Source organism: Streptosporangium sp. NPDC049376, assembly GCF_044466505.1.
Classification (GTDB): Bacteria; Actinomycetota; Actinomycetes; order Streptosporangiales; family Streptosporangiaceae; genus Streptosporangium.
Genome location: NZ_JBITMT010000005.1, coordinates 304,330 through 328,162 on the forward strand (window position 1 = coordinate 304,330; position 23,833 = coordinate 328,162).

A 23,833-nucleotide genomic window follows, 5' to 3' on the forward strand; every position below is an offset into this window, starting at 1 on the left:
CGCGCGCGTCACGCGCCCCCGGCGATAGTTGGTCGATATACCGGGGGACCCCGGAGGCTCACGCCTATTGGATCTGGTTGAACCCGATGACGATGAAGCGTTCGACAATCACCGCGACCGCCAGCAGGAATGCGGGAACCGCGACAAACAGGATGCGTCGTCCCCTCTTCGAAACACGGCCGGGATCGCGCAGCTTTTGCATCTCATAGACAAACAGTGCAATCCAGGTGACTCCGAGGGCACCGAGGCCGATCGGGGTCATAGGGGACCCACGGTCGCCGAAGCCCGTAAGAGGACGTGGCTGGGGGATCTCGGCGTTCTTCGGATACGTCTTCAGCGTGTACACGGCGGCGTCGGGGCTGTCGAAGACCCGCTTGAGCTCCGGTGACGCGTCGAGGGCGGCCCGGAAACGCTTGCTCCAGTCGGTCGGGAAACCATGGTTGAGCTGCAGGTAGGCGGCCTGGCCACGGCTCGCGACCAGGTAGGTGTTCGGTGGGGAGACACGGAACTTGTCGATCACGGAGGACAGCTGCTCCGGGTTCTTGTCCACGAGCACCTGCTGATACTCGATCTTGTCGAAGTCGCGCTCGCCCCACGGGATGGTCGGCGTGACCTCGGGCCCGATGATCGGGACCAGGAACAGCACCCTGCCGCTGGGCTTGTCGTGCCCGTAGACGTAGTGCATCGCCTGGACCTCGTCGCTGGAGACCCGCTCGAACTGCTCGTTGCCGTAGCGGGCGATCAGGAAGGACATCGACAGCGCCATCGCGCACGCGGCGGCGAGCAGCAGTGAGATCCTGCGGGTCAGCAGCGGGTCGAGCCTGATGACGCGTCTGCGGGCCGGAACCGCCTCCTCGGGGGCGTCGGCCGTACCGGCGGGCAGGTTCGGGAAGAAGGCGTAGGCGGCGAGGATGCACGCCCCGGGCAGCGCGAACAGGTAGATGCGCAGGCCGATCTCGCCGCCGTAGCTCTGCAGCGCGAGGGCGAGCACCGGAACGCACAGCAGGAGCAGGGCGGCCCGGTCGCCGACCCCCCGGCGCAGACGGCGCAGCAGGCCGACCGCGGCCAGCAGCAGGATGACCGCGCAGATGCCCAGACGGGCCAGCAGCACCAGCGTGTGCCTGCTGTCGCTGCCCTCGATCCGGTCGCCGGTGTTGCGCTGGAGGTTCTCCAGGATCCGGCCGAGACCGCCGAACAGCTCCTCGATGTGGCCGCTCCAGAAGGTGACCGTCTGGTAGCTGATCCACGACAGCACGATCAGCCCGAGGAGGAACGGCAGGGCCCAGCTCAGCGAGGAACGCCGCAGCAGGATCAGGCCGGTCAGCGCGCCGAGCATCATGAACGGCGTGATCTGGTGCGAGGCCGTCGCCGTCGCGAACAGGACGATCAGCAGGATGAGCATGATCGAGCGGTCGTAGACGCTGGTCGAGTGGGTCAGCTCGCCCGGGGCCAGCCCGTCCAGCCTGGCCAGCAGCCGCCGGATGCGGCCCTTGGGCGGCGCGGCCGCGTCACGGACCTCCACCTTGCCGAACCAGCGCAGCACGATCGCCACGAAGGCCAGGTAGATCGCGTAGGTGAAGCCCTGCGGCGAGAAGTAGTCCTGGCCGATCCACTGCACGAGGATGAACAGCAGCGCCGCGAACCAGCGGGCCCGGGTCGTCGCGACCACCTGGCGCAGGATCAGCACGAACGGCAGCAGGTAGAGCAGGTTGGACAGCAGTGGCGTCCAGCGCAGGACCAGCGTCAGGTCGGTGACTCCGGCGGCCTTCGTGACGAACGCGACCAGCGCGAAGAACCCTGGCCACGCGAAACGGGCGTCGAGGATCGGTGAGGACGTCCCGGTGCGGTTGATGAACTCGACGAAGCCCGCGTGGACGTAGGCCGTGTGGAAGCGCGGTGTGTCCTCGATGAGCGCGGCGGCGCCGTGCAACGCGAAGGTGATCACCGCCAGCTGGAAGAGCAGCAGGAACTTGCGGTCGGTGTTCTGCGCGATCGTGACGAAGAACGCCGTGATCATCAGCAGGATCGCGACGAACGAGGTGGCGGGCAGCGCGGAGATCAGCCCGAGACCGTCGATGTGCGACAGGTCGACACCTCGCAGCGGGCCCGGCGTGGCACGCAGGGCCAGCACGTACATGATCAGGCCCTCGACGGTCAGCAGCGGCGGGAGCCACGCCATCGCCGAGCGCGCCAGCCGCTCCGTCAACGGGACGCGGGGCCGGAGCGTGGGCACCGATATGGACGCCGACACCCTGACGTTTCTGGTGGCGTCCAGGTCGGCCTTCTGGGCGGAGCCGGGGAGTCCGGCACGCCGGGCGGCGGGCAGCCGTACCTCGGCGGTCGCCTCCACGTCCTCGCCGTCGGCGCCCTCACCGTCACCGTCTTCGCCTGACCCGGAGCCCGGCTCGGGGCCCGGTTCGGGATCCGGCTCGGGCTCGGGATCCGCCTCGCTCTCGGGGTCGTCGTCGGCGACCCCCGGCAGGTCGACGACCGAGAAGTCGACGACGGAGGAGTCCGTGACCGAGGAACCGAGGACCGAGGTGCCCATGATCGAGGCGATCGCGTCCTCGGAGGACTCCTCGTGCGTGTGGCCGGGGATGCGGAGGACCGCGGTCGGCGAGGGGTCGTCGTCGCCGGAGGCGTCCGGCTTCTCCTGATCCCCGGGCCCCACGTTCTCCTCGGCGTCCTCCAGGTCTCCGAAGCTCCCAGAGCCCTCGAAGTCCTTGGAGTCGCGGTCCTCAAGGCTCTCGGGAGCGGCCGGGGGAGTGGGACTGTCCTCGGGTCCGGCGTGCGTCTCCTCGGAGGCGGGGGAATGCTCCCCCGCCTCTGCGGCCTCCGATTTCACGTCATCACCTGAGCGTTGTCTCACGTCTACATCATGGGGGTTATACGGACCCGGCCGTGACGACCGTATTTGATCTTTTCCCACCGTTGAGCATTTTGCGAAGGTCGGGGAAGATCAGCGCGGCGATCAGCAGCTCACTCAGCAGCAGCGCGTAGCCAACGGCCTCGATCCCCGCAGAGGGGAACAGCACCAGGGTGGTGGTGAGCACGAGTACGGCCAGGGAGACCTGGACGAACGCGAGCCTGCGAGCCTTCCCCAGGGCCCGCAGGCCGCTCAGATAGATCTCGATCAGCACCCTGGGCAGCACAGCCAGGGCCATCAGCTGCAGCAGCAGTGTTCCCCGGTCGGCGAAGTCCGGGCCGAAGACGCGCAGGATCAGGGGCGCCGCGAGGATCGTCACGACAACGATCGGGACAATGATCATGAAGGCCCGGCGCAGCGCCCTGCGGGAGTTCGACGCGAACCGGTCCCGGTCGAAGGATCCCTCGACGGTCAGCGAGGTGGCCATGTTCATCGCCAGCAGCTCGATCAGCGAGCCCAGCGTGTGGGCCATGGAGAAGAGGCCGAAGGTGACCTCGTCCACCCTGGCCGCGATCAGGACCGGGATCAGGTAGACGCTCGCCAGGATCGACAACGTGCCCGGGTAGTCTCCGGCGAGGAAGCGGCCCACCTCGCCGAAGGCGAGCGGCCTGGCCGTACCCTCCGTGCGCGCGACGTGCCGGGGGATGACCTTCCTGAACAGCAGGAGGTTGATCGGGATCAGGGCCATCGCGGCCGGGATGATCCATGAGACGAAGATGCCGTCGCGGGGCAGCGCGAACGCCAGGCCCACCAGCATGGCCATCTTGACCAGGCCGTAGCACAGGCTGCTCACCGGCACCCACGTGGCCTTGCGCAGCCCGGCCAGCGTCACGTCCTCCAGCGTGAACACCGACCAGACCAGCGTCGAGGCCAGGAAGAACAGCCCGGGGCCGAGGCCGTCGAGCGAGGCGTAGGTCGGTCCCCACCACGGCAACGTGAGCAGGAACCCGAGCGCGGCGACCACGCCGGTCGCCCCGGCGACCGCGTACGCCCTGACGATGAGTGCGGGCGTGCGCCGTCCGGCCACCGGGATGAAGCGTGCCAGTGCCCCGACGAACCCCAGCGCGGTCAGCGAGGCGAACAGCCGCATGGCGGTGATCAGCGCCTGGCCCCTGCCGAAGTCCGCGGGGCCGTACAGCTGGGCGGCGAGCCACCAGTAGCCCATGCCGAGCACCGCGGTGATCGCGGTGTTGGCCATGAGCGCGTAGCCGTTGCGGAAGAGCGGGTTGCGCAGATCGCGCATCACCCGCTGCCGCAACCCGGCGAGCCGCCCCTGCGGCTCGTCCGTCGTCGCGCTCATGTGTCGCCTCCCCCCACGTCCGAGGACGTGTTCCTCACGCCAGACCGCGCACCCGGCGCAGGCCGTAGCGGGTCCTCCTGACGACGGCGTAACCCTTCGTCAGGACGCGTTGCCTCATGTAGATCAGCGGGACCTGGCTGCCCTCGACGGCCCGGCTGAACATCCCCATCGAGGTGCCCTCTGCCACGGTCAGGCGTGGCAGGGCGAGCACGTCGTGCCTGTCGGCGGCGATGGCGTTGCTCACCGCGCAGGCGGCCCAGTAGCCGGCGCGCCGCACCTCACGCCTGACCCGCCCGCTTGAGTAGCCGTACGGGTAGGCCATGGTCGCGACCGGGGCCCCGATCCTGTCTTCGAGCAGTGCCTTGTTGCGGCGCAGCTCCTGGCGGAGCCGGTCGTCGGGTAACTGGTCGAGCTGGGGGTGGCTGTGGCTGTGGCCGCCGATCTCGATGCCGCACGAGGCGGCCTCCCGGGCCTGGCTCCAGGTCAGCATCGTGTCCAGCGGCCTGCCCGCCGCGTCCTCGCCCGCGTCCCTGACCCACCCGCTGGTCAGGAAGACCGTCGCGGGGAAGCCGAGGCGTTCGAGCACCGGCAGCGCGTGGCTGTGGAAGTCGGCGTAGCCGTCGTCGAAGGTCACCACGACCGGCCGCTCGGGCAGGGAACGCCCGTTGTTCCTGTGCAGCGAGGCGACCATGTCGGCCACGGTCAACGGGGTGAAGCCGTGCTCCTTCAGGTAGGTGAGCTGGTCGGCGAACACCGAGGGCCGTACGGCCAGCGGTTTCGTCTCCTGGTTCGGCCGGTCGGAGATGGAGTGATACATCAGAATCGGCACGCGGATCACGATTTCGCCACCTTCAACCGGAGAGATCCGACGATGTAACCCCAGGTCGTCCAGGTGAGTCCGACCACGATCGCCACAGCCCTGCCGAACCCTGACAAATCGCCACGCAGTACGTCTCCCAGGCCCCGCAGCGCGCCGAGTGGCAGCGCCTTCAGCGCGTGCGCCCGCTCACTCGCCAGTCCGTCCCCGGCGCCGACGTTGTGCGTGACCAGCGCCTTCGACAGGCCCTCCGCGTAACACCTGGACCGGAAGTAGGCGAACCTGGCCCGTGCCTCGGGCACCTTGTGGCCGATCACCGCCGCGGGTTCGAACAGCATCACCGCGCCGGGCATCCGCTGGGAGAGCCGGATGCAGAACTCGGTCTCCTCGCACCCCAGGGGCCTGGGCTTGCGCCCCTGCACACTGCGGCCGATGCCGGTGTGGAATCCGCCGACCCGCCCGACGAGTTCCCTGCGGAAGGCGGCGTTGCCGCCCATGACGTTGCGGATCGGTGACCGCCGGGTGGGCATGCCCCGGTAGGAGCACCCGACGGTCCAGTCGAACTCGCGGGGGAACCAGCCGGGACGGCGTCCCGTCGCCCACAGTGGGTTGGTCAGCCCGCCGACGCCGACGACGGCCGGATCCTGGAAGCCCTCCTCCAGTGCCTCCAGCCACCCCGCCTCCGCCACCGCGTCGTCGTCGAGATAGGCCACGATGTCGCCCGAGGCCGTAGCCGCGCCGGTGTTCTTGCCCCCGGACAGCCCCTTCTCCTGCGTGTTCTCCACCACGATCACATCGGGATACTCCCGCTTGAGCCTCAGTAGCAGGTCCGCGTTGTAGTCGACCACCAGGATGATCTCGTACGGCCTGCGCCGCTGGTTCTCGACCGACGCGACGGCGGCCCGGATGTCCTCCCAGCGCTCCTCGGTGTAGACGCAGATGACGACACTGGTTCTCATGACTACGCGGCGCCCTGGTCCGCCGCCGGGGTGGTGGCCGCAGGCTCGGGAGCGGCGGTGACGGGGTTGCTCCGCCACTCCCTGATGATGGTTCTCAGCACCCGGATCCCGTCCCTTACCGCGTGCAGGTTGCTCTCGCCGTGAATACGGCAGCGCTCGTGGCTGGGAACCTCATGCACCTTGAGCCCGGCCTTGGCCGCCCTGATGTTCATCAGGGTCTCGACCTCGAAACCATCGCAGTCCAGGTTGAGCACGTCCAGGTGACGCGCCCAGAAGGCGTTGTAGCCGTAGCACAGGTCGCTGTAGCTGGTGCCGTAGATCCGGTTGACCAGGCCGGTGAGCACCTTGTTGCCGAACTTGCGGTTGAAGGTCAGGTCGTCGCTGCCCCCGCCGGATGCGTAGCGCGACCCCTTGACGAAGTCGGCCCCGGTGACCAGCGCGCCGACGAACTGGATGATCTCCCGGCCGTCGGTCGAGCCGTCGGCGTCGATCATCACGATGATGTCGCCGGTGCAGGCGGCGAATCCCGCGGCCAGGGCGTCGCCCTTGCCCTTGCCGGTCTGGGTGACGATGCGGACGTTGGGCCGCAGCCGCTTGGCGACGGCCACGGTGTCGTCGACGGAGTTGCCGTCGACGAGGACGATCTCGTCGATCCACTGGGGCAGGGTCGCGAAGACGTGCGGAAGGTTCTCCGCCTCGTTCATCGCGGGGACCACGACGCTGACCGTGGGAGAGATGGCCATGTGAGGGGTGATAGGGGTGAACCGCTCAATCGGTGGCATCGCTCGCAGCGGCGGTTTGGCATTGTGCTTGACGATGTCGGGACTCATGAAACATGTCCTTCCGGTTCGGCGGTCGTCATGACGACTGACGGGAGGACCCGGAGCCAGACACAGCCTGAGAGGGCGGCGGGAATGGCGAATGCGGTGAGGGATGCATGGAAGGGTCCTGGCGGGAGTGTTCGCTGTTACCGGGGGTCGGCCTAGCCGACTCCCCATGGTTCCTTGACGACCGCGGAGGCCGATTGGTTCTGCGCTGAGGTGCGCATACGGCCGAAACCTTTCAGCACGCGATCGGCAAACCGATACAGATGGGGTCGATCGAGGACGATGGTGCGGGCCTTGTTGACCGGCGTGCGGCCCATCCAGTGGACCGCGGCCGCGGGGGAGGGGCGGGAGACCCGGCCCTCGGCGACGTACAGGTCGCCGCTCTTCAGCCAGGACTTGTACTCGCGGCCGCCCTTGCCCATGTCCACCTGGCGCAGCCCCGAGCCGGCCGCGTGCTCCGCCATGTGGAGGTGGTGCGTGATGCCCGGGGAGTAACGGGCGTACTCGGTGTCGTAGGCGGGGAACCAGCCGACCAGGGTGTGCGCCGTACGCAGGCCGAAGTGCCCGGCCACGGGGGTGTCACCGGCGTAGAACATGGTCAGCACGCCCGAGAAGCTCTCCGAGCGCATCGCGTGCATCTCGTCGAGCAACCGGACGATCCACGGCTGGGCGAAGCGGTCCACCCGCCCGGTGCGGCGGTACTGGTCCGACTTCCAGTTCAGCAGGGTGCGCAGGGTCGCGGGGTCCGTCGAGTCCCATTCGAAGCGGATCTCGCCCTGCTCACGGCCGAGCTTGCGCTCCTTGTAGCGGACGGTCTTGTAGTTCTTCGGTGAGTTCTGCTTCACCTGATCGATATAGGAGTCGAAACCCGAGCTCAGGTCCATGACCGGCGCGGGCCGTACGTCCGACTGGTGTTCGGCGAAGGTCGGCTGACCGGCGACGAGGTGGTCGAAGTCGAAGACGGAGAGCTTGCAGGCGCGCAACAGCTGTTTGGCGTCCAGGACCAGGTCGGGAACCGAGATCAGGCCGTGGCAGGTGGTGAGGAAACCGCCCAGGGGCTTGCCGATGCCGAAGTTGTGGCGCTCGTAGGGAAAGAATCCGACCGTCCGGCCACCGTCCTGGATGACGGCGACCCGGACGTAGTCGCGGAGACGGCCCATGGCCAGGGCGAACTCCACGGAGAGGAAGGGGTTGTCGAGGGACGGATCGGCCCCCTGCAACTCCCGCCATCGGGATATCTCGGACTCCCCGAGGTCACCGGGGCGAACGACGACGATGTTCACCTTGACCTGGCCCCCTGTTCGGTCTGCAAGCTTGCGCTCCCCCGGTACAACACGCGTAACACGTATATGAACCCACCGAGCACCGCGATCGTCGCCACCCCGGCGCGAGGCGACCACTTGTCAAAGGACAGCATGGCCACGGCAAGGAGTACGTTCACGACCAGGCTTGCCGCCGCACCCACTGATAGTGCCGCAAGAGGGTCACGATCACGCAACAGTCCCATCGCCGCGGCACCCGGAGTGACCAAGAGGAACAGCGGAGTGAGGACGATCCGGAGGGGAGTGTCGATTCCGGCCAGCGCGATCACGGCCCCCGCCACGCACGCAAGAGTGAGTGCCCACCCGAGCACCCTGCGATTGGTCGACATCTCCTGACTCCTGGTCGTAGTGGCATGATCGATCACCTATTCATGGGATCAATCACTGCGGACGAACGTCAATGCCGACGTTTGACCTCAGTCCATGGTTTACCGGATCGCAAAGCGATGCGTTGGCGTTATCCAGCGCGGAGTCAAGTGATCATACGATATCCGGTCAGGATTCGGATGTCTCCCTTGGGCCTTTCGCCACGCCGGGAGAGTCTCACGCGCAACCACCGAAGCCCTATGGTGCAGGGCTTTTCGACCAGATCGGGTGAGCTGGGACAGTTGTGGCAAAGGTGGTTCGGGCGTGTCGGGGGCCGCGCGAGCCGGGGGTGAGAGAAGTGACTCAAATCACGCCCTCCTCGGAGGGTCACCATCCATGTCGATCGTGTGATATGCCCGTCGTACGGTGGTGCCCTCGGAGAGGGGTCAGCAGTGCGGCGCGCAGAGGCGGCGCCGCATTCCCTCAAGGAAGAACGTGCGAACCTGTCCGATGTCCTTGGCGATGTAGGCCTCGCCGCCGGTGGCCCTGGCCAGTGCCTCCATCTGGCGCCTGCCCTTCGGCGCGTCCGGCCCGAAGGCGATGATCAGGATGCTGACCGGCCGCTCCGGGTCGTACTCCCGCTTCAGCCTCCTGAGGATCTCCCGGTCGCCGATGCCGCCCTCGGGGTCGTCGTTGCCCGCGCCGTCCGTCAGGACCACCAAGGTGTTGATCTTGTCGCCCTGGTACTCCTCGTTCATCCGCCGGTAGGCGGCGGCGAGGGTGTCGTTGAGCCCGGTGTCGCCGGTCGCCCTGGCCCTGGTCGCGGCCAGTTTCCGGTTGATCAGGTCCCGACGCAGGACACCGTCCAGGTTCTCGGTCAGCGGGCCGACCGGGACCGTCTCGCGGTAGTCGACGCCTCGGCCGTCCAGGTTCGTGGAGAACTCCCACACCCCGATCTCGCTCTTGACCGGGAACAGCTTGATGCCCTCGGTGGCGATCCTGGTGATGGCCCGCATCCGGGTCAGGCCCGTCCCCGGCACGGGGAGCGCCATCGTGCCCGAGACGTCCAGCAGGGTGAGCAGCCTGGTGCCGAGGTTCAGCCGGGACCACGAGCGTGACAGCCCGGCGACGGTCGCGGCGTCCGGGAGCGGCAGCGACTTCGGCGCCTGGGCGCGGAAGCCGGAGACACCCAGGAGCGCGGTGCCCGCCCGGCCGTCGGGGGTGCGGAAACCCCGGTCCTGGAGGTCCTTCCCGGCGGCCTCGGTGGTGAGGTCGCGCAGGAACGCCTCGGCCGCGGCGCGCACGGCGGCGTCCCGGGTGGTGACGACCGCCGGGTAGTCGAGGTCGACCGTCCCCTCGGCCGGATACAGCGGGACGGCGGGGACCTGCGGCTTCCTGCCGGTGTCGAAGGCCCACACGCCCTGCTCCGAGGCGACGCCGATCGGGGTCCTGCGGCCCTTGACGCCGAGACTGGCCAGCAGCGCGTCCTGGTCGCGGACGGTGGAGCCGGACAGTGTCTTGAGCGCGCCGACCAGTTCCTCCTGGCCCACACCCGAGGCCGTCGCCGTACCCGAGGCGGCCAGCAGCGCGCCGAGCCCGGCCGCGTTGAGCGAGGGGTCGAGCGCGAGCACCCGCACCCTGCGGCCCGGGCCGTTGGGGTCCGTCACGTTCGCGGCGCCGAGCATGCCCTTCCAGCTCGCCTCGCCGAGGTCGTCCCGCAGTTCCTGGACCGCGGTGCCCGGAGCGGCCAGTACGACGGGGGAGCGGGCGACGGAGGCGCCGGGGGCGGGGAAGGCCGGATCCTTGGCGCGCAGGCCGTTCACCCACAGGGAGGAGTCGGGAATCCACAGGTCCATCGCACCGACCTCGCCTCCGCTGCCCTCCAGGCCGGAGGCCACGGCGGCGGAGGCGGCCCCGGTCACCGTGACGGTCGCGCATCCGCCGCCGGAGTCGCGGGAGGTCCTGGTGAAGCGCCCGGCGATCTCGGAGAGGGCGGGCTGGATGTCGGGGGAGGCGGTCACCCGCAGCGTGACGGGAGTCTGCGCACACCCGCGGTCCCGGTTGACGATCACGAAGGCGGCGACGCCGAGCAGCACCGCGAGGGCGACGGAGCCCGCCAACGGCACGAGCACCGCGCCCCGTCCACTTCTGCGCCGCCGCGGCAGGTTGTAGGAGGCGTAGCCGTCGTCGAGCTCATCCGTCCTGTGACGTCCGCTCACGATGCCCTCTTCGCGTTCGATGTCCGGAAACTAGCGGGTCACCTTATACGGAGGTTCTCCACAATGTTCACGGAACTGTACTGGGAACGCTTAAAGTGGCAAAACACCCTTTTTGCTGTGTAAATCCCCCTGCGCGATAGAAAACGATCTCTGTGCTGTATGAGAACGGGCTGCTCAGTGGTGGCAGACGTGCCCGCGCCAGGCTTTGCGCCCCTCGTGCGCGGCCACCGCGGCCAGCAGCGTCGCCACGACCGGGTCGGCCCACCGGAACCCGAGGCCGTTCAGCGCGATCCCGGCCAGCACACCCACGGCCTGCGAGGCGCACAGCAGGTTCTGGGTGCCCTCTCCCGAGGTCGCGGCCGAGCCGAGCCGCGCGCCCAGCCGTCGCTTGGCCACCCCGAGGAACGGCATGGCGAACAGGCTGACCGCCGTGACCACCGCGCCGAGCACGCTGGGCCTGGCCGTGTGCCCCGCCCACAGGTCGTAGACCACGTGAAGCGCCAGGTAGGGGGCCAGCAGCCAGAAACTGATCGCCACCGCCCTGCCCGCCCTGGCCTCGGCGTCCGCCGAATGGGTCCGCGACCCGGTGAAGCGCCACACGACGATGAGACTGGCCGCGGCCTCGACCAGTGAGAACATGCCCCAGCCGATCAGCGCGACCGAGTGCGCGGCGAATCCGGCGGCGATGCCGAGAGCGCTCTCGGCCCCGAGCCAGACGAGCGTCGCCAGCGAGAGGGCGCGTGCGGTACGGGCGTCGCGCAGCCAGCGTGCGCTCTCGGGCGCGGGGGGTGTGCTCCGGCAGGCCGTGGTGGTTCCTGAATCCCCAAATATCACGCCAGGTAACATACACGCCACTCCCTGTGGTTTCAGGGTGGATTCGTGAGTCGCTCGGTGGCGGACGTGGCGCCATAGTCTCCTGGGGAAGAACGAATCACCGGATCTCAGGAGAAAGCTTCGTGCCGTTCACGCCCAGCCATGTCGCCGCAGTGCTGCCGTTCATCGCCTCGGCGCGGGCCCGCAAGGTCCTCGACCCCTGGGCGCTCGCGCTGGGCACGATGGCACCCGACCTGCCGATCTTTCTGCCCTTCCTGCCGAACTACGGGATCTGGCACTCCATACCCGGCGCCTTCACCCTCGACCTGCTCGCCGTCCTGGTGATGTTCGCCGTCTTCCACGGGCTGCTCCGTGACCCGCTGACCGCGCTGCTGCCCGCCGGTCTTGCGGGAAGGGCGGCCTCGCTGGCCCCGAAACACGACATCGGCCGGCTGCTGCCCGTGGTCGCGGGTGGCGTCGTCGGCTCCCTCACCCACCTGCTGTGGGACTCCTTCACCCACTCCTACAGCATCCGGATCTGGGGCTGGTCCTGGCTGGTCGACCCCCTCGTCGGCCAGATGCCCACCTTCCGTGCGCTGCAGTACCTCTCAAGCGTGGTCGGGCTGAGCCTGGTGCTGTGGTGGTCCTGGCGCGGCCTGGCCCGGATGACCCCGGTCGCGGTGCCCGACCGGCTGAGGCTCTCCACCCCGGTACGGCTCGGCGTGATCCTGGCGGCGGTGGCCGCGACCCTGGGGGGAGCGGCGGTGTGGCCCGTGATCTTCCCGCCGAGGGACGGCACCGAGCTGATCACCAGGCTGGGTGCGGGAACACTGGCCGGACTGAGCGTGCTGCTGGTCGTCTACGCCGCGGTGTGGCAGCTCAGAAAGGCCGTGGCAGTATTCCAGGATGCCTGAAGCAGCCGATTCCCACCCCGATCTTCACCGGGACCCCCGCCTGGCCGACTACGCGAACCTGCGTGACGTCGAACTGCGCAAGAGCCTTGAGGCCGAACACGGCCTGTTCATCGCCGAAGGGGAGAAGGTGATCCGCAGGGCCGTCGCCGCCGGGTATCCGGTGCGCTCGGTGCTGCTGACCCGCCGCTGGGCCGACTCCCTGGCCGACCTGCTCGACGGTCTCGGCGACCGGGTCCACGTGGTCGAGGACCGGGAGATGGAGGAGATCGCCGGGTTCCCGGTCCACCGGGGCGCCCTGGCCGCCATGGACCGCAAGCCCCTGCCCACGGTCGCCGAGACGCTGCGCGGCGGCCCCCGGCGCGTCCTCGTCCTGGAGGACCTGGTGGACCACGGCAACGTGGGTGCGATCTTCCGCTGCGCCGCCGCGCTCGGCGTCCACGCCGTGATCCTGTCGCCCCGCTGCGCCGACCCGCTGTACCGCAGGGCGGTGAAGGTGTCGATGGGTGCCGTCTTCGCGATCCCGTACGCGCGGATGACCAACTGGTACGACGGCCTCGCCGAACTTCGCGCGGCGGGTTTCCTGACCCTGGCACTCACCCCCGACCAGGGCGCGACCCCGATCGACACGGCCGGTACGGCGGACCGGGTCGCCCTCCTGCTCGGCTCGGAGGGCGACGGTCTGTCCTCCCACTGGCTGCACGAGGCCGACCAGCCGGTGTGCATCCCCATGAGCTCAGCCGCGATGAGCCTGGGCGTCGACTCCCTCAACGTGGTCGCGGCGGCGGCCATCGCCTGTCACGGCCTGATGCGCGGCGTCCTCGTCACAGGAACCGGAGACACCCTGGGCTAGGCGTCGCCGCTGAGGGTCCCGCCGTCCTCGCCCTGGTCGTCGCCCGTGCCGGAGACCTGCTCGCCGGCCCAGTCCAGGAGCCGGTTGGCGGTCTGGAAACGGCGCTCGGACTTCGCGTCGCCGAGAATCACCCCGACGAACCGGTGGCCGTCCTGGTCGGCGGCGAACGACAGGCAGTAACCCGCGGCACGGGTGTAACCCGTCTTCACACCCAGCGCGCCGGGCGTCTTGCCGAGCAGCTTGTTGCTGTTGGTCCAGGTGTGAGCCCGGTGCAGCTTGGAGGCGGCCACGGTGTAGCGCCTGGTCGAGGTGATGCCCAGCAGTACCGGGTCACCCAGCGCGATCTGGGCCAGCTTGGCCTGGTCCTGGGCGGTCGAGTAGCCGCCGGACGGCTTGGGCAGCCCGTCGGTGTTGGTGTAGCGAGTGCCGGTCAGGCCGAGCGAGCGGGCCGCGGCGTTCATCTTGGCCACGAACTTCTTCTCGCCGGGACCGTAGACGCGGGCCAGCGCGTGGGAGGCGTCCGCCCCCGAGGGGAGCATCACCCCGTGCAGCAGGTCCCGGACGGTCAGGCGCTCACCGGCGCGCAGCGAGGCGCTGGTCGCGTCGTTCGTCGCGGCGTGCCGTACGTCGTCGGCGTTGATCCGCACGACGTCGTCGAGACCGGCCTCGCGCAGCACGACGTAGGCCGTCATGACCTTGGTCAGGCTGGCGATCGGCACCCGCTTGGTGGCCTGCTTGGCGAACAGCGGCTTGCCCGTGGTCACGTCGAGCAGGTAGGCGACCTTCGCGGCCACCGCGGGAGCGGTCGAGGCCGCGACCGTCCTCGTCGTGGCCTGTGACACGACCGGCGCCGCGGCGTGCGCGGGCACGACGAACCCGGTTGTCACAGCGGCCACCGTGGTCACGGTGGCCAGAGCGGTACAGGCGAGAAGACGAATTCCCCCGGTTTGCATGGGGAACATGGTGGCAGAAACCACGCGGAGGTGTGACACAAGCCGTACGGCGCGGCATCACCCGACGGTGACTTCCTCCTTGGCCCGCCGCGCGTTCCTGCGGTGACGCACGAACAGCGTGACCGCCACGGCCGCCACGAGAAGAGCCGTGCCCGCGAGCAGCGGAGACTCGGCCGCGAGCTTGAGCCAGCCCCACAACAGCGAGTACAGGCCGAAGGACGCGATGGGGACCCAGGTCAGGCAGCCGAGGGCGCTGGCCACGACGTACCACGGGTAGGAGACACGCAGCACCCCCGCGGCCCAGGGCAGCGTGTGCCGCAGGCCGGGAACCCAGAAACAGCCGTAGACGGCCAGCGCGCCCCACCTGCTGACGGCGTTCTCGACCTTGCGGATGCCGTCCTGGCTGATCCGCCTGCCCACCCGGGTGGCGTAGAGCCTCGGGCCGAGCTTCCTGCCGATCCAGTAGTAGGCCTGGAAGGCGCCGAACAGCGCGACCCCTCCGATGAGCACCCAGAGCCACAGGGGCATCCCCAGCACGGAGGCCGAGGTCGGGTCGGGGATGCCTGCCGCGAACGACCGCATTGTGAACATCACCGCCCCGCTGGTTTCCCTGCCGTATGCCGATATTAGGGCAGGCTTACCTGACCTTGTCCAGGGGGTCGGGTGGGAGCCCGTTCAGCCACCGTTGACGCTGCAACCGGACGTCAAGCGGAGATCAACCACCCCGGGCTACAAGTAAGGGGCAGAAACAGGGAGGGAACAGTCATGAGTCCGCGAGGCAGTCTCACGCCGGTGGTGGCCAGTGGAACCGCGAGCGTCGTGAAACTGCTGGTCGCCACGCTCGCCTTCGTCGGAGCCTACGCCGGGATCGAGGTGCCGCGCACCCCCGCGACCACGGTGCGGGCGGTCAGCGCGGACGACGCGTCGGTGGAGACCGTGGAGTTGTCGTCCAAGTCCATGCAGGAGACCACGGCACAGGTCCAGGTGGAGACCACCCTGGCGGAGGGCACGGTCACCGTCACCCCGGCGACCGAGGGCGGCCCGTGCGACAGGCCGTACGAGGCGCGCAGTGTCATCGGCAACCCGCACCCGGAAAGAACCGTCACCTACGGCTGGCGCCTGCAGCGCTGGAGCGAGTCGTCCCGCGGCTGGCGCACCTACCTGAGCGGCGGCTCCGGCTTCACCGGAGAGCGTCAGAGCGTCGAATGGCAGCCGAGGATCGCCGGCAACCCCGGCCTGTACCGCGTCACGCTCTCCGTCCCCGGCCGTCCGACCGCGCACAGCGCCAGGTTCCGCGTCAGCTGCTGAGCGAACGCTGCGCCGCCTCGACCCAGCGGGTCACCCCGACCCGCCGGGCGACGGCCAGGGCGTCCTCGTAGTGCGGGCGCACCGCGTCGGAGAAGCCCAGCCTGAGCGCCAGGTCACCCAGGGTCAGCGAGACCGGCCACAACGCGACCACACCCGTCCCCGCGCCCGCGATCCGCTCGGCGAACGGCTTGAGCGTGTCGTAGGCCTCGGTCATCCGCTCCCGGTCGTCCAGCAGCATCCCGGCCAGCGCCCGCCAGATCATCGCCAGCTCGTAGAGGAAGTCAGGGCGGACCGGAGTCTTGACCGCGATGACCGCCCTGGCGTCCCGTGTGTGCCCGGCCGAGGCCAGGGCCACGGCGTAGGCGTCGAGAGTCCACTTGGCCCCCCGCTGATGGGCCTCGGCCAGCGGCTCGACCATGTCGGCGGCCCTGCCGTTGACCAGGTGCAGGCAGAAGGTGGTGATCAGCGGAAGGTCCTGGCGGCCTTCGAGCATGCCGGCCTTCGCGGTCAGCCGCGCGGCGTCCCGGTAGGCGAGCGCCGCCCCCGAGAAGTCACCGGCGATCATCAGGCGCTGCCCGGCGTACCACGCGCCCACGGCGGCGGGGGCGGGCAGGCCGTACTGCCTGGCGAGTCGTTCAGAGGCGGCCACGTGCGCGTCGGCCTCGGCGAACGCTCCGGAGGCCGCGGCGCACTCCATCAGCACCAGATGCGCCAGGGCCTGGACCGAGACCTGGCCGGTCGTCTTGCCGACCTCAAGCAGCTCCCTGCCGATGACCTCGCGCTCCCCGACGGGGGTGATGCCGTACGACTGACGCAGCCGCCCGCTCAGCGCGGTCGCCAGCAGCGCCGGATCACCACTGCGCCTGGCCAGCTCCTCCGCCTCAAGGGAGGCCTGCTCTCCCCTGGAGGTCGCCGACCCCTCAAGTTCGAGCGCCAGGGTGGCCAGCAGGCTCGCCCGCAGCGACTGCTCACCCGCGGGCAGCTCGACCAGCGCCTGCTCGGCGACGTCCACGATCTCCCACGCCGTACGGGTGAAGTCACGGGCCATGCCCTTGTGCGGCACGGCGAGGGAGGCGGCGACCCTGGCGGTCAGCTCCAGGTTGCCCAGCGGCAGGGCGGTGTCCATCGCCTCGCGCCGCCGCCTGCGGGCCGCGGCCATGTCCCCGCACAACGCCAGCGCCTTGATCAGGTTCAGGGTCAGCAGCAGACGCTCACGGGTGCTCTCCGGAGTCGAGGCGGCACCGGACCTGTCGAAGGCGGCGATCGCCTTCTCCCACAGCGAGGCCGCCTCACGGTGGGCGAAACGCCGTTCGGCCTGCTCGGCGGCCAGCCCCGCGTAACGCACCGCCTTGGCCGCGGTCTCCGCGGTGCCCGCCGCGTCGTAGTGGTGGGCGAGCGCGGCCACGTCCCCGGGATGCCTGCGCTCGATCGCCGAGGCGACGGCGGCGTGCAGCCGGGAACGGCGCAGCCTGGAGGCGTCCGAGTAGACGGTGTCCCGGACCAGGTCGTGATCGAAACGCAGCATGCCGGGGCCCGGTTCGGTGACCAGCCCGGCCAGCAGCGCCGCCTCGACGGCGTCGACCACCGCGTCCTCGTCACCCGCGACGTCGACCAGCACGTCCACATCGACGTCACGGCCGATCACCGCCGCCTGCAACAGGATCTGCTGGGCGGTGGCGGGCAGCCTGGCGATCCGGCGCCGCAGCACGTCACGGACACCGGACGGCACACCGGAGATCACCTCGGCCGCCGTCGCGCGGTCGCTCACCGCCTCGGCGTCCAGCAGGCGTACGGTCTCACGGACGAAGAACGGGTTGCCGCCGGTCCGTTCGACGATGCTGTTGACCGCGTCCTCGTCGACCGCGCGCACACAGGTGGCCCTGACCAGCTCGGCGACCGCCTCGGCGTCCAGACCCGTCAGGCCGACCCGCACAGGACCGAGCCTGGCCAACGCGGCGAGCACGTCCGCCTGCTGGTCGCTCAGCTCACTGTCCCTGCAGGTCACCACGAGCAGCACCCGGCTGGTCGCCAGCAGGCTCGGCAGCGCCCGCAGCAGCGCGAGCGTCTGGTCGTCGGCCCAGTGCAGGTCCTCCAGCGTCAGCAGGATCGGCCGCTCCTTGGCGACGGCCGCCAGGTAACCGCCGACCGCCCGGTGCAGCCGGAACCCGCCGGAGGCCTGGTCCTCGTCGGGCTCGGCCGCGGTGTCGTCCAGCAACGGGGCCAGCAGCGGGGCGTACTCACCCGCCCCGGTGACGTCCACCAGGGTGCGCAGGATCTCCACCCACGCCCAGACGGGCGGGGTGGCGCTGCTGTCGGGGCACGCGCCCGAGGAGGTGCCCCAGCCGTCGTCGGCGAGCTGCCTGGCGAGCCTGCGGACCAGCATCGTCTTGCCCGCGCCCGCGTCACCGCTGATCACGGCCGCGGTGAAACGGCCCGTCCTGGCCGCCGCGGTCATCAGCCTGCTCAGCTCCGCCTCCCGCCCGACGAACGGCTCGGGCTCCAGGGGCGGCAGTTCGGCGGGGGCCGCCGCCGGACGGGGCGGCCAGGTGTCGGCGGGCACCGCCGTACGCTGCCTCGCCGGTGGGACGGCGAGCTGGAGACCGGGGTCCTGGGCCAGGATGTCCGACTCAAGCTTGCGCAGCGCGGGGCCCGGGTCGATGCCCAGCTCGTCGGCGAGGATCGTGCGCGCCCTGCGCAGCGCGGCCAGCGCGTCGGCCTGCCGTCCGCACCGGTAGAGGCCGAGGGCGAGCAGCCGCCAGCCCTCCTCACGCAGCGGATGCTCGGCGGTCAACGCCTCCAGGTCGGGTACGGCCTCCGCGGGCAGCCCCAGACGCAGACTGCTGTCGGCGTGCCGCTCACGGGCCACCAGTCTCAGCTCGGTCAGGCGGTTCACCTCCGCCTCCGCCCACGGCTGGTCGGCGAAGTCGGAGTACGGCGTGCCACGCCACAACCCCAGCGCCTTCTCAAGACGCGCCCGCGCCGAGGCGGGGTCGTCGCCTTCGAGCTGCTCACCGGCGGCGCGGACCATGGCCTCGAACCGCAACGCGTCCACCTGGTCGGGCGCGACACGCAACGCGTAACCCGAGGCGACGGTCACCAGCAGCCGGTTCGGCCCCCCACGCGGACGGCCGGGTTCCAGGACCCGCCGCAGCCGGGAGATGTAGACCTGCAACCCCGACTGCGCGCCCTTGGCCGCGTCGTCATCCCACAGGTCGTAGAGCAGGGAGTCAACGGGGACGACCTGCCCCCGCGCCACCAGAAGCCGGGCGAGGACGGCACGCTGGCGTAACCCGCCCAGATCGAGCTCGTCGTCACCGGAGTGCGCCTCGACCGGGCCGAGGACCCGGAACGCTACGATTTCACCCGCCATGTCAGCCGCCACGCTATGCGGGCCTTCGAATCACGCACAAGGTTTTTCCCAATCTAGCGGCTGATCGGCTCTTTCTCGGGGGCCTGGACCGTGCTCTCACGCCTGCGCAGGAGCGCCCACGCGCCGAGTGCCAGGCCGCCGAAGGGGATTTCGACAGTGTAGGTCCAGAAGCCGAAAAGCAACGCAGCGGCCGTGGCCGAATCGAGCGGGGCCCCGAAGAAGACCAGCGCGCCGACGGTCCCGGCCTCCATGATGCCGGTCCCGCTCGGGGTGACGACGGCGGTGGTCAGCACCCTGGACAGGGCGAAGACCGCGATCGACTGCGCCAGGCCCGGATAGGAGCCGGTCGCCTGGAGACAGCAGACGAGGATCAGCCACTGCAGGCCGAGGAAGAAGATCATGCCCAGGGTGAGTCCCGGCCAGCGGTGCCGTACGACCTCGGAGGTGTCGGCGCGCAACCGGTCGAGGGAGTGGGAGGGGCCGTGACCCGTCGGACGCCACCGGCGGGGAAGCAGCCGGGCGGCTGCGTCGAGAACCCGGCCGAGCAGCGCGGCGGCGGCGTCCCAGTACAGCGCGGCGGCGACCACGACGACCAGCACCAGGATGGACAGCGCACCGATCCAGCCCGCGCTGGTCACCGCCGGGCTGAGCCGCTGCCCGCTGAGCAGCAGCGCCAGGATGCCGACCGCGGGCAGGATGAACCGGAACAGGGTGTTCCAGATGCCGCTGGCCAGCGTCGAGACCACCACGGGCCGTAGCGGGAAACCCCACCCCTTGGTCATCCCGATCGTCATCGCGACCCCGGCGGCGCCGCCGAACGGCAGCAGATTGCTCACCGCGCTGCCGGCCGCGTTCAACGTGAGAGCCTGCAGGTGGGTCAGACCGGGCAGGGAGGCCGTCAGCACGAACGTGTAGGCCAGCAGGCTCGCCAGCCAGACGACGGCCATCAGCGCGATCGTCTGCCAGCTCAACCCGGAGAACTGGGCGCCGATCTGCGACCACGAGACGTGCTTGCCGGTCATCGCCTCGACGATCTGCGGCAGGAAACGCACGAGCGTCGCGGCCAGTGCCAGCGACACGACCGACAGTCCGATCTGAACCCACTTGTTCTTCATGAAACCCCCTCGACCAAGTGTGCCGGTCCGGGGCTCATCCTTTGGGAGGAGCTTCGAACGGATGCCTCAGCCTGGCGCCCTGCGGCAGATCCCGGCGGACGTACCACTCGGTGCCGAAGATGAGCCGGTAGAGCGGCAGAGGCACCTTCAGCATCACCCCGAGCGTCCGGGTGTCCGCCCCCGTCGCCTGGGAGGCGTGCGCCGCCATGCTCGCCCGCTTCTGCCGGGCGAAACGCCGTACCCCGACCCGATGGGTGATCACCGACCCGGGGGAGTAGGCCCGCTCGAAGGAACGGACGTCGAGCTGCGGGAAGAACCGGCTGATCAGACGCAGCCCCTTCAGCAGCGGATCACGGTTGACCGTCGCCTCAAGCACGATCGGGGTGCCCGCGATCTCGGCAGCCCGCGCGCCCACCCGGTTCACCTGAACATGGTCGGGATGCCCGTAGCCCCCCGCCGGGTCGTAGGTCGTCAGCAGGTCGGCCCCCTCCTCGGTGAGGATCTCGGCCAGCCGCCCCGCGGCCTCCTCGACGTCGGCGTCGATGAAGGCGTTCCCCGCGCGCCCCTCGGCGACGCCGCCGTCCGGGGCCAGCCCCGAGTCGCCGTAGCCGAGGTTCACCACCCTGGCGCAGCCGAGCGCGGCGGCCGACCTGTACAGCTCGGCCATTCTGGCGGCCCCCAGGGCCTCACCGGGTCCGAGATCGGCCTGACCGAGCTCCCCCGAGGTCGCGACGACCAGGATCACCCGGTGCCCCTGGGCGGCGAGCATCGCCATGGTCCCCGCGGTCAGCAGGGCCTCGTCGTCGGGGTGGGCATGGAAGAACACGGCTGTGTTTCTTTTGCTCCGCCTGGCGGCGCTGTGTCTCTTTGCGCCGCCTTCGGCGTCGCGGGCTTGGGCGCTTTCGAGTCGGCGCTTTCCCTCGTCGCTCATCCGCTTCGCTCCTTCGCTCCTCAGTCCAAGCACCGACGCGCCCAAGCCGAAACTCCTCACACACGGCACCGGGAAAGCACAAGCCGTGTTGTCCCGCGTCGCGGGCTTGGGCGCTTCGGGTCGGTGTCTTTTCCCTTGTCACTGCGTCGCTTCGCTCCTGCGTTCCTCGGTCCAAGCACCGACGCGCCCGAGCCGTAACCCCTCGTGTGGCACCGGTACCCCCGGACAAAACCTTAGAGGGAGTGACGGGATCCGAGGCATCGGCAGGGTCTTGGGGAGTTCGTGGGGTCCGGGTCGTCGCGGGCGTGGGCGGATGGTGGCCTGAACGGGGGTTCTTCCGTGGGGTCCCGGGGGCGCGGGGTGGGGTGGGGCGGACGCTTTAGGCTGGCACGGTGAGGATCCTCCACGTCAGTGACTGTTACCTGCCGCGTCTGGGTGGGATAGAGGTGCAGGTGGCCGATCTGGTCCGGATGGAGCGGGAGGCGGGCCACGAGGTCGAGGTCGCGACCGCGACGCCGGGGGAGACACTGCGGGGCGTGTATCGGATCGTTGCGAAACTCCCCTTCGACCTGCCTGTTCACCCGTTCGGCGTCGGTCACCTGTTGCGTCTGGTGAAGGCACGACGGCCCGACGTGGTGCACGTTCACATGGGCGCGGTCTCACCGTTCGCCTGGATGGGGGTCCGCGCCGCCGTACGGGCAGGGCTGCCCGTCGTGGTGACCGTGCACAGCATGTGGGATCCGGTGACCCGTGCCCTCTACCGGGGGCTGCGGCTGCTGTTCGAATGGCACCGCTGGGGGCTGGTCGGCACCGCGGTGAGTGAGGCCGCGGCCCGGCCGATCCGCTCGGTCGCGGGGCGCAGGGTGCCGGTCCACGTGGTCTCCAACGGCCTGGACGTCTCGGCCTGGCGCCAGGCCGTTCCCGGCTCCGGCGGCGAAGCCGATCAGGACGCTCCCGTGCACGTCGTGGCGGTCGGACGGCTCGCACCCCGCAAGCAGCCGGTCAGATTGCTCAGGCTCCTCAAGGAGGCCCGCGCCCTGGTGCCCGCCGAGACGCGGATGCGGGCGACCGTCGTGGGTGACGGCCCGGCGCGCTCCCAGATGGAGCGCTATCTACGGGCGAACGAGATGACGGAATGGGTCTCGCTCCCCGGCCGCTACAGCCGTGAGCGAATCCGTGAGCTGCTCGCCTCCGCCGACGTCTTCGTCGCCCCCGCTCCCAGGGAGTCCTTCGGACTTGCGGCGCTTGAGGCCAGGGTGGCCGGGGTGCCGGTGGTGGCGCGGGCCCAGAGCGGAGTGGCCGACTTCGTCCGTCCCGGCAAGGAGGGACTGCTCGGCGAGAGCTTCGAGGGCCTGGTCGCCTCGGTGGCCAAGCTGGTACGCGACCGCGGTCTGCGCGAGTCGATCGCGGCCCACAACCGTGAGACGGAACCGGTGCGCTGCTCGTGGCCCGCCGTGCTTGAGGGCTTCGAGCAGTGCTACGCCGAGGCCCGTGCTCTGCGGGGCTGACAACGGGCTGACACCCGGTAAAGAACCCCCTGGATCAGCCTCACTGTCTGGCGCGTGATGCATGTTTATGGCACGCGGCGCACGGTCGGCAGGAGCCTGCCGGACGACGAAGCCCCCACCGGACGGCGGGGGCTTACAGGACACGGCATGAACTCGGCTCGGCCGAGCTCAGGTTCCCGGCCCGGTCGAACTCAGGCTGGGGAAACGCCCTGGGCGCCGACCCGGGCTCACCCGACCCCCAGAGCCATCGGTTCGGACGCCGATCTCTCAACGGTCCCAACCCGGGTGTCCGACACCAGAGCGTCGTTCTCCGCGTGGGCGTCCCCGTAACGCGCCTCAACCCAGGGCGCCCGGTACTGGAAACGAAGAGTTCGCCCCGTCTTTCCCGGCGCCAAGCGCGAGGAGCTCGGCTTTTGTGCTTCCTCGGTGCCAAGTGTGGAGAGCGCCGGTTTGGGCGCGTCCTCGGATCTGGACTGCGGAGCGAGGGGGCGTATCGGACGAACGATGAGGGAAGACGCCGACTCGAAGCGCCCAAACCCGCGCCGCCGAAGGAGCCGCAAAGCAGCACATCTTGTGCTTTACCGGCCCCAAGTGTGAGGAGTGTTGGCTTGGGCGCGTCGGTGCTTGGACTGAGGAACGCAGGAGCGAAGCGACGGAGTGACGAGGGAAAGCGCCGACTCGGAGGCGCCCAAGCCCGCGACGCCGAAGGCGGAGCAAAGGGGACACAGCGACGAGGGAAAGCGCCGACTCGGAGGCGCCCAAGCCCGCGACGCCGTCAGGCGGAGCAAGGAGACACAGCGCCGCCCCGCGCTGCCCCCCGCAGGCGGAGCGGCGCTGTGTCCCTCGGGTGTGCCTCCCTGGGAGCGGGAGGCACGGGGTGGAGAGGTCAGATCAGGAGGAGCAGGCCTTGCCCAGCTTGACGGTGGCTTCCTGGGCGCTCTTGGCCATGTTCTGCACGGTGGCGCCGGCTCCGGCCAGGTCCTTGGGGTCGATCTTGAAGTCACCCCAGGTCTTGGCGAGGTCGTTGAGCGCGGAGGCGAGGTCTCCGTCGGTCTTGCCGGCGAGCTCCTTCAGGTCGGCCGACAGCTTCTGGCTGGCGTCGTTGAACTTGCTGAAGTCGGTGCCGGCGCTGGCGGTGGCGGTGGTGTAGTCCGTGAAGGCCTTGGTCCAGGGCGCCTGGGCGCAGAACTCGGCGTTACCGGACCCGCCACAGGCGGCGGTCAAGGAGAGAAGTGCGGCTCCCGCGACGGTGGCGGCGATACGACGGGAGGAGAGGACGGAGAACATTTCTGCCTTTCATTACTTCTTGTGACAGAGAGAACAGTAGGGGATCTCCTTGCGGCGCACTTTCATGACGCTTACAGGTGGTGCCCGAGTGACGGTGGGTGAGATCCG

At 69.8% G+C, this 23,833-nt stretch carries 19 protein-coding genes; 4 read left to right on the plus strand and 15 right to left on the minus strand.

Annotated features, from left to right (window positions below; genetic code table 11):
- Positions 1-64: 64 nt before the first annotated feature.
- From ACIBVQ_RS16925 to ACIBVQ_RS16965, 9 genes are all read right to left on the minus strand, one after another.
- Complete coding sequence (locus ACIBVQ_RS16925; protein ID WP_399178365.1) at positions 65-2,845, minus strand: hypothetical protein; 2,781 nt, start codon at positions 2,843-2,845, stop codon at positions 65-67.
- A gap of 40 nt (positions 2,846-2,885) precedes the next feature.
- Complete coding sequence (locus tag ACIBVQ_RS16930) at positions 2,886-4,226, minus strand: lipopolysaccharide biosynthesis protein (RefSeq protein WP_399178367.1); 1,341 nt, start codon at positions 4,224-4,226, stop codon at positions 2,886-2,888.
- 34 nt (positions 4,227-4,260) lie between these two features.
- Positions 4,261-5,055 (minus strand): polysaccharide deacetylase family protein, encoded by a 795-nt coding sequence (locus tag ACIBVQ_RS16935; RefSeq protein ID WP_399178369.1) that lies wholly within the window; start codon positions 5,053-5,055, stop codon positions 4,261-4,263.
- A gap of 5 nt (positions 5,056-5,060) precedes the next feature.
- The gene (locus ACIBVQ_RS16940) at positions 5,061-6,002 is read right to left on the minus strand and encodes a glycosyltransferase family 2 protein (RefSeq protein ID WP_362918596.1); all 942 of its coding nucleotides are present in this window, start codon (positions 6,000-6,002) and stop codon (positions 5,061-5,063) included.
- Between the two features lie 2 nt (positions 6,003-6,004).
- A complete protein-coding gene (locus ACIBVQ_RS16945) occupies positions 6,005-6,745 on the minus strand; it encodes a glycosyltransferase family 2 protein (RefSeq protein ID WP_399178370.1) in 741 nt (246 codons plus the stop codon).
- Between the two features lie 239 nt (positions 6,746-6,984).
- The gene (locus tag ACIBVQ_RS16950; RefSeq protein ID WP_352010532.1) at positions 6,985-8,112 is read right to left on the minus strand and encodes a GNAT family N-acetyltransferase; all 1,128 of its coding nucleotides are present in this window, start codon (positions 8,110-8,112) and stop codon (positions 6,985-6,987) included.
- Positions 8,109-8,480 (minus strand): hypothetical protein, encoded by a 372-nt coding sequence (locus tag ACIBVQ_RS16955; protein ID WP_352010533.1) that lies wholly within the window; start codon positions 8,478-8,480, stop codon positions 8,109-8,111. Before ACIBVQ_RS16955 ends, ACIBVQ_RS16950 begins: the two co-directional genes overlap by 4 nt.
- A 423-nt stretch (positions 8,481-8,903) precedes the next feature.
- Complete coding sequence (locus ACIBVQ_RS16960; RefSeq protein ID WP_399178372.1) at positions 8,904-10,676, minus strand: substrate-binding domain-containing protein; 1,773 nt, start codon at positions 10,674-10,676, stop codon at positions 8,904-8,906.
- Between the two features lie 174 nt (positions 10,677-10,850).
- The gene (locus ACIBVQ_RS16965) at positions 10,851-11,510 is read right to left on the minus strand and encodes a cation transporter (RefSeq protein ID WP_399178374.1); all 660 of its coding nucleotides are present in this window, start codon (positions 11,508-11,510) and stop codon (positions 10,851-10,853) included.
- Between the two features lie 122 nt (positions 11,511-11,632).
- On the opposite strand from ACIBVQ_RS16965, the gene ACIBVQ_RS16970 reads away from it, so the two are divergent.
- On the plus strand, positions 11,633-12,403 hold the full coding sequence (locus tag ACIBVQ_RS16970) for a DUF4184 family protein (protein WP_399178376.1): 771 nt from the start codon (positions 11,633-11,635) through the stop codon (positions 12,401-12,403).
- On the plus strand, positions 12,396-13,253 hold the full coding sequence (locus tag ACIBVQ_RS16975; protein ID WP_399178378.1) for a TrmH family RNA methyltransferase: 858 nt from the start codon (positions 12,396-12,398) through the stop codon (positions 13,251-13,253). Before ACIBVQ_RS16970 ends, ACIBVQ_RS16975 begins: the two co-directional genes overlap by 8 nt.
- Here the strand turns inward: ACIBVQ_RS16975 and ACIBVQ_RS16980 are convergent.
- Together ACIBVQ_RS16980 and ACIBVQ_RS16985 are read right to left on the minus strand one after the other, a co-directional pair.
- Positions 13,250-14,149 (minus strand): D-alanyl-D-alanine carboxypeptidase family protein, encoded by a 900-nt coding sequence (locus ACIBVQ_RS16980; RefSeq protein ID WP_399178380.1) that lies wholly within the window; start codon positions 14,147-14,149, stop codon positions 13,250-13,252. The two genes, ACIBVQ_RS16975 and ACIBVQ_RS16980, sit on opposite strands and share 4 nt — an antisense overlap.
- Before the next feature lie 114 nt (positions 14,150-14,263).
- Positions 14,264-14,797, minus strand: a complete 534-nt coding sequence (locus ACIBVQ_RS16985; RefSeq protein WP_386186883.1) for a DedA family protein — start codon at positions 14,795-14,797, stop codon at positions 14,264-14,266.
- 174 nt (positions 14,798-14,971) lie between these two features.
- Between ACIBVQ_RS16985 and ACIBVQ_RS16990 the strand changes: the two genes are divergently transcribed.
- On the plus strand, positions 14,972-15,514 hold the full coding sequence (locus ACIBVQ_RS16990) for a hypothetical protein (RefSeq protein ID WP_399178383.1): 543 nt from the start codon (positions 14,972-14,974) through the stop codon (positions 15,512-15,514).
- Here ACIBVQ_RS16990 and ACIBVQ_RS16995 read toward each other — a convergent pair.
- The 3 genes from ACIBVQ_RS16995 to ACIBVQ_RS17005 are packed head-to-tail and all read right to left on the minus strand — an operon-like array spanning position 15,504 to position 20,825.
- Positions 15,504-18,884 (minus strand): BTAD domain-containing putative transcriptional regulator, encoded by a 3,381-nt coding sequence (locus ACIBVQ_RS16995; protein ID WP_399178385.1) that lies wholly within the window; start codon positions 18,882-18,884, stop codon positions 15,504-15,506. The two genes, ACIBVQ_RS16990 and ACIBVQ_RS16995, sit on opposite strands and share 11 nt — an antisense overlap.
- A 53-nt stretch (positions 18,885-18,937) precedes the next feature.
- Positions 18,938-19,999, minus strand: coding sequence for a lysylphosphatidylglycerol synthase transmembrane domain-containing protein (locus ACIBVQ_RS17000; protein ID WP_362918581.1), 1,062 nt, complete (start codon positions 19,997-19,999; stop codon positions 18,938-18,940).
- A 34-nt stretch (positions 20,000-20,033) separates the two neighbouring features.
- A complete protein-coding gene (locus ACIBVQ_RS17005; RefSeq protein WP_362773676.1) occupies positions 20,034-20,825 on the minus strand; it encodes a PIG-L family deacetylase in 792 nt (263 codons plus the stop codon).
- 497 nt (positions 20,826-21,322) lie between these two features.
- Here ACIBVQ_RS17005 and ACIBVQ_RS17010 point away from each other — a divergent pair, with 497 nt between their 5' ends.
- Positions 21,323-22,438: a glycosyltransferase family 4 protein gene (locus tag ACIBVQ_RS17010; protein WP_399178387.1), complete on the plus strand. Its 1,116-nt coding sequence runs from the start codon at positions 21,323-21,325 to the stop codon at positions 22,436-22,438.
- Between the two features lie 891 nt (positions 22,439-23,329).
- Here ACIBVQ_RS17010 and ACIBVQ_RS17015 read toward each other — a convergent pair.
- Complete coding sequence (locus tag ACIBVQ_RS17015) at positions 23,330-23,725, minus strand: hypothetical protein (RefSeq protein ID WP_362909166.1); 396 nt, start codon at positions 23,723-23,725, stop codon at positions 23,330-23,332.
- Positions 23,726-23,833: the final 108 nt, after the last annotated feature.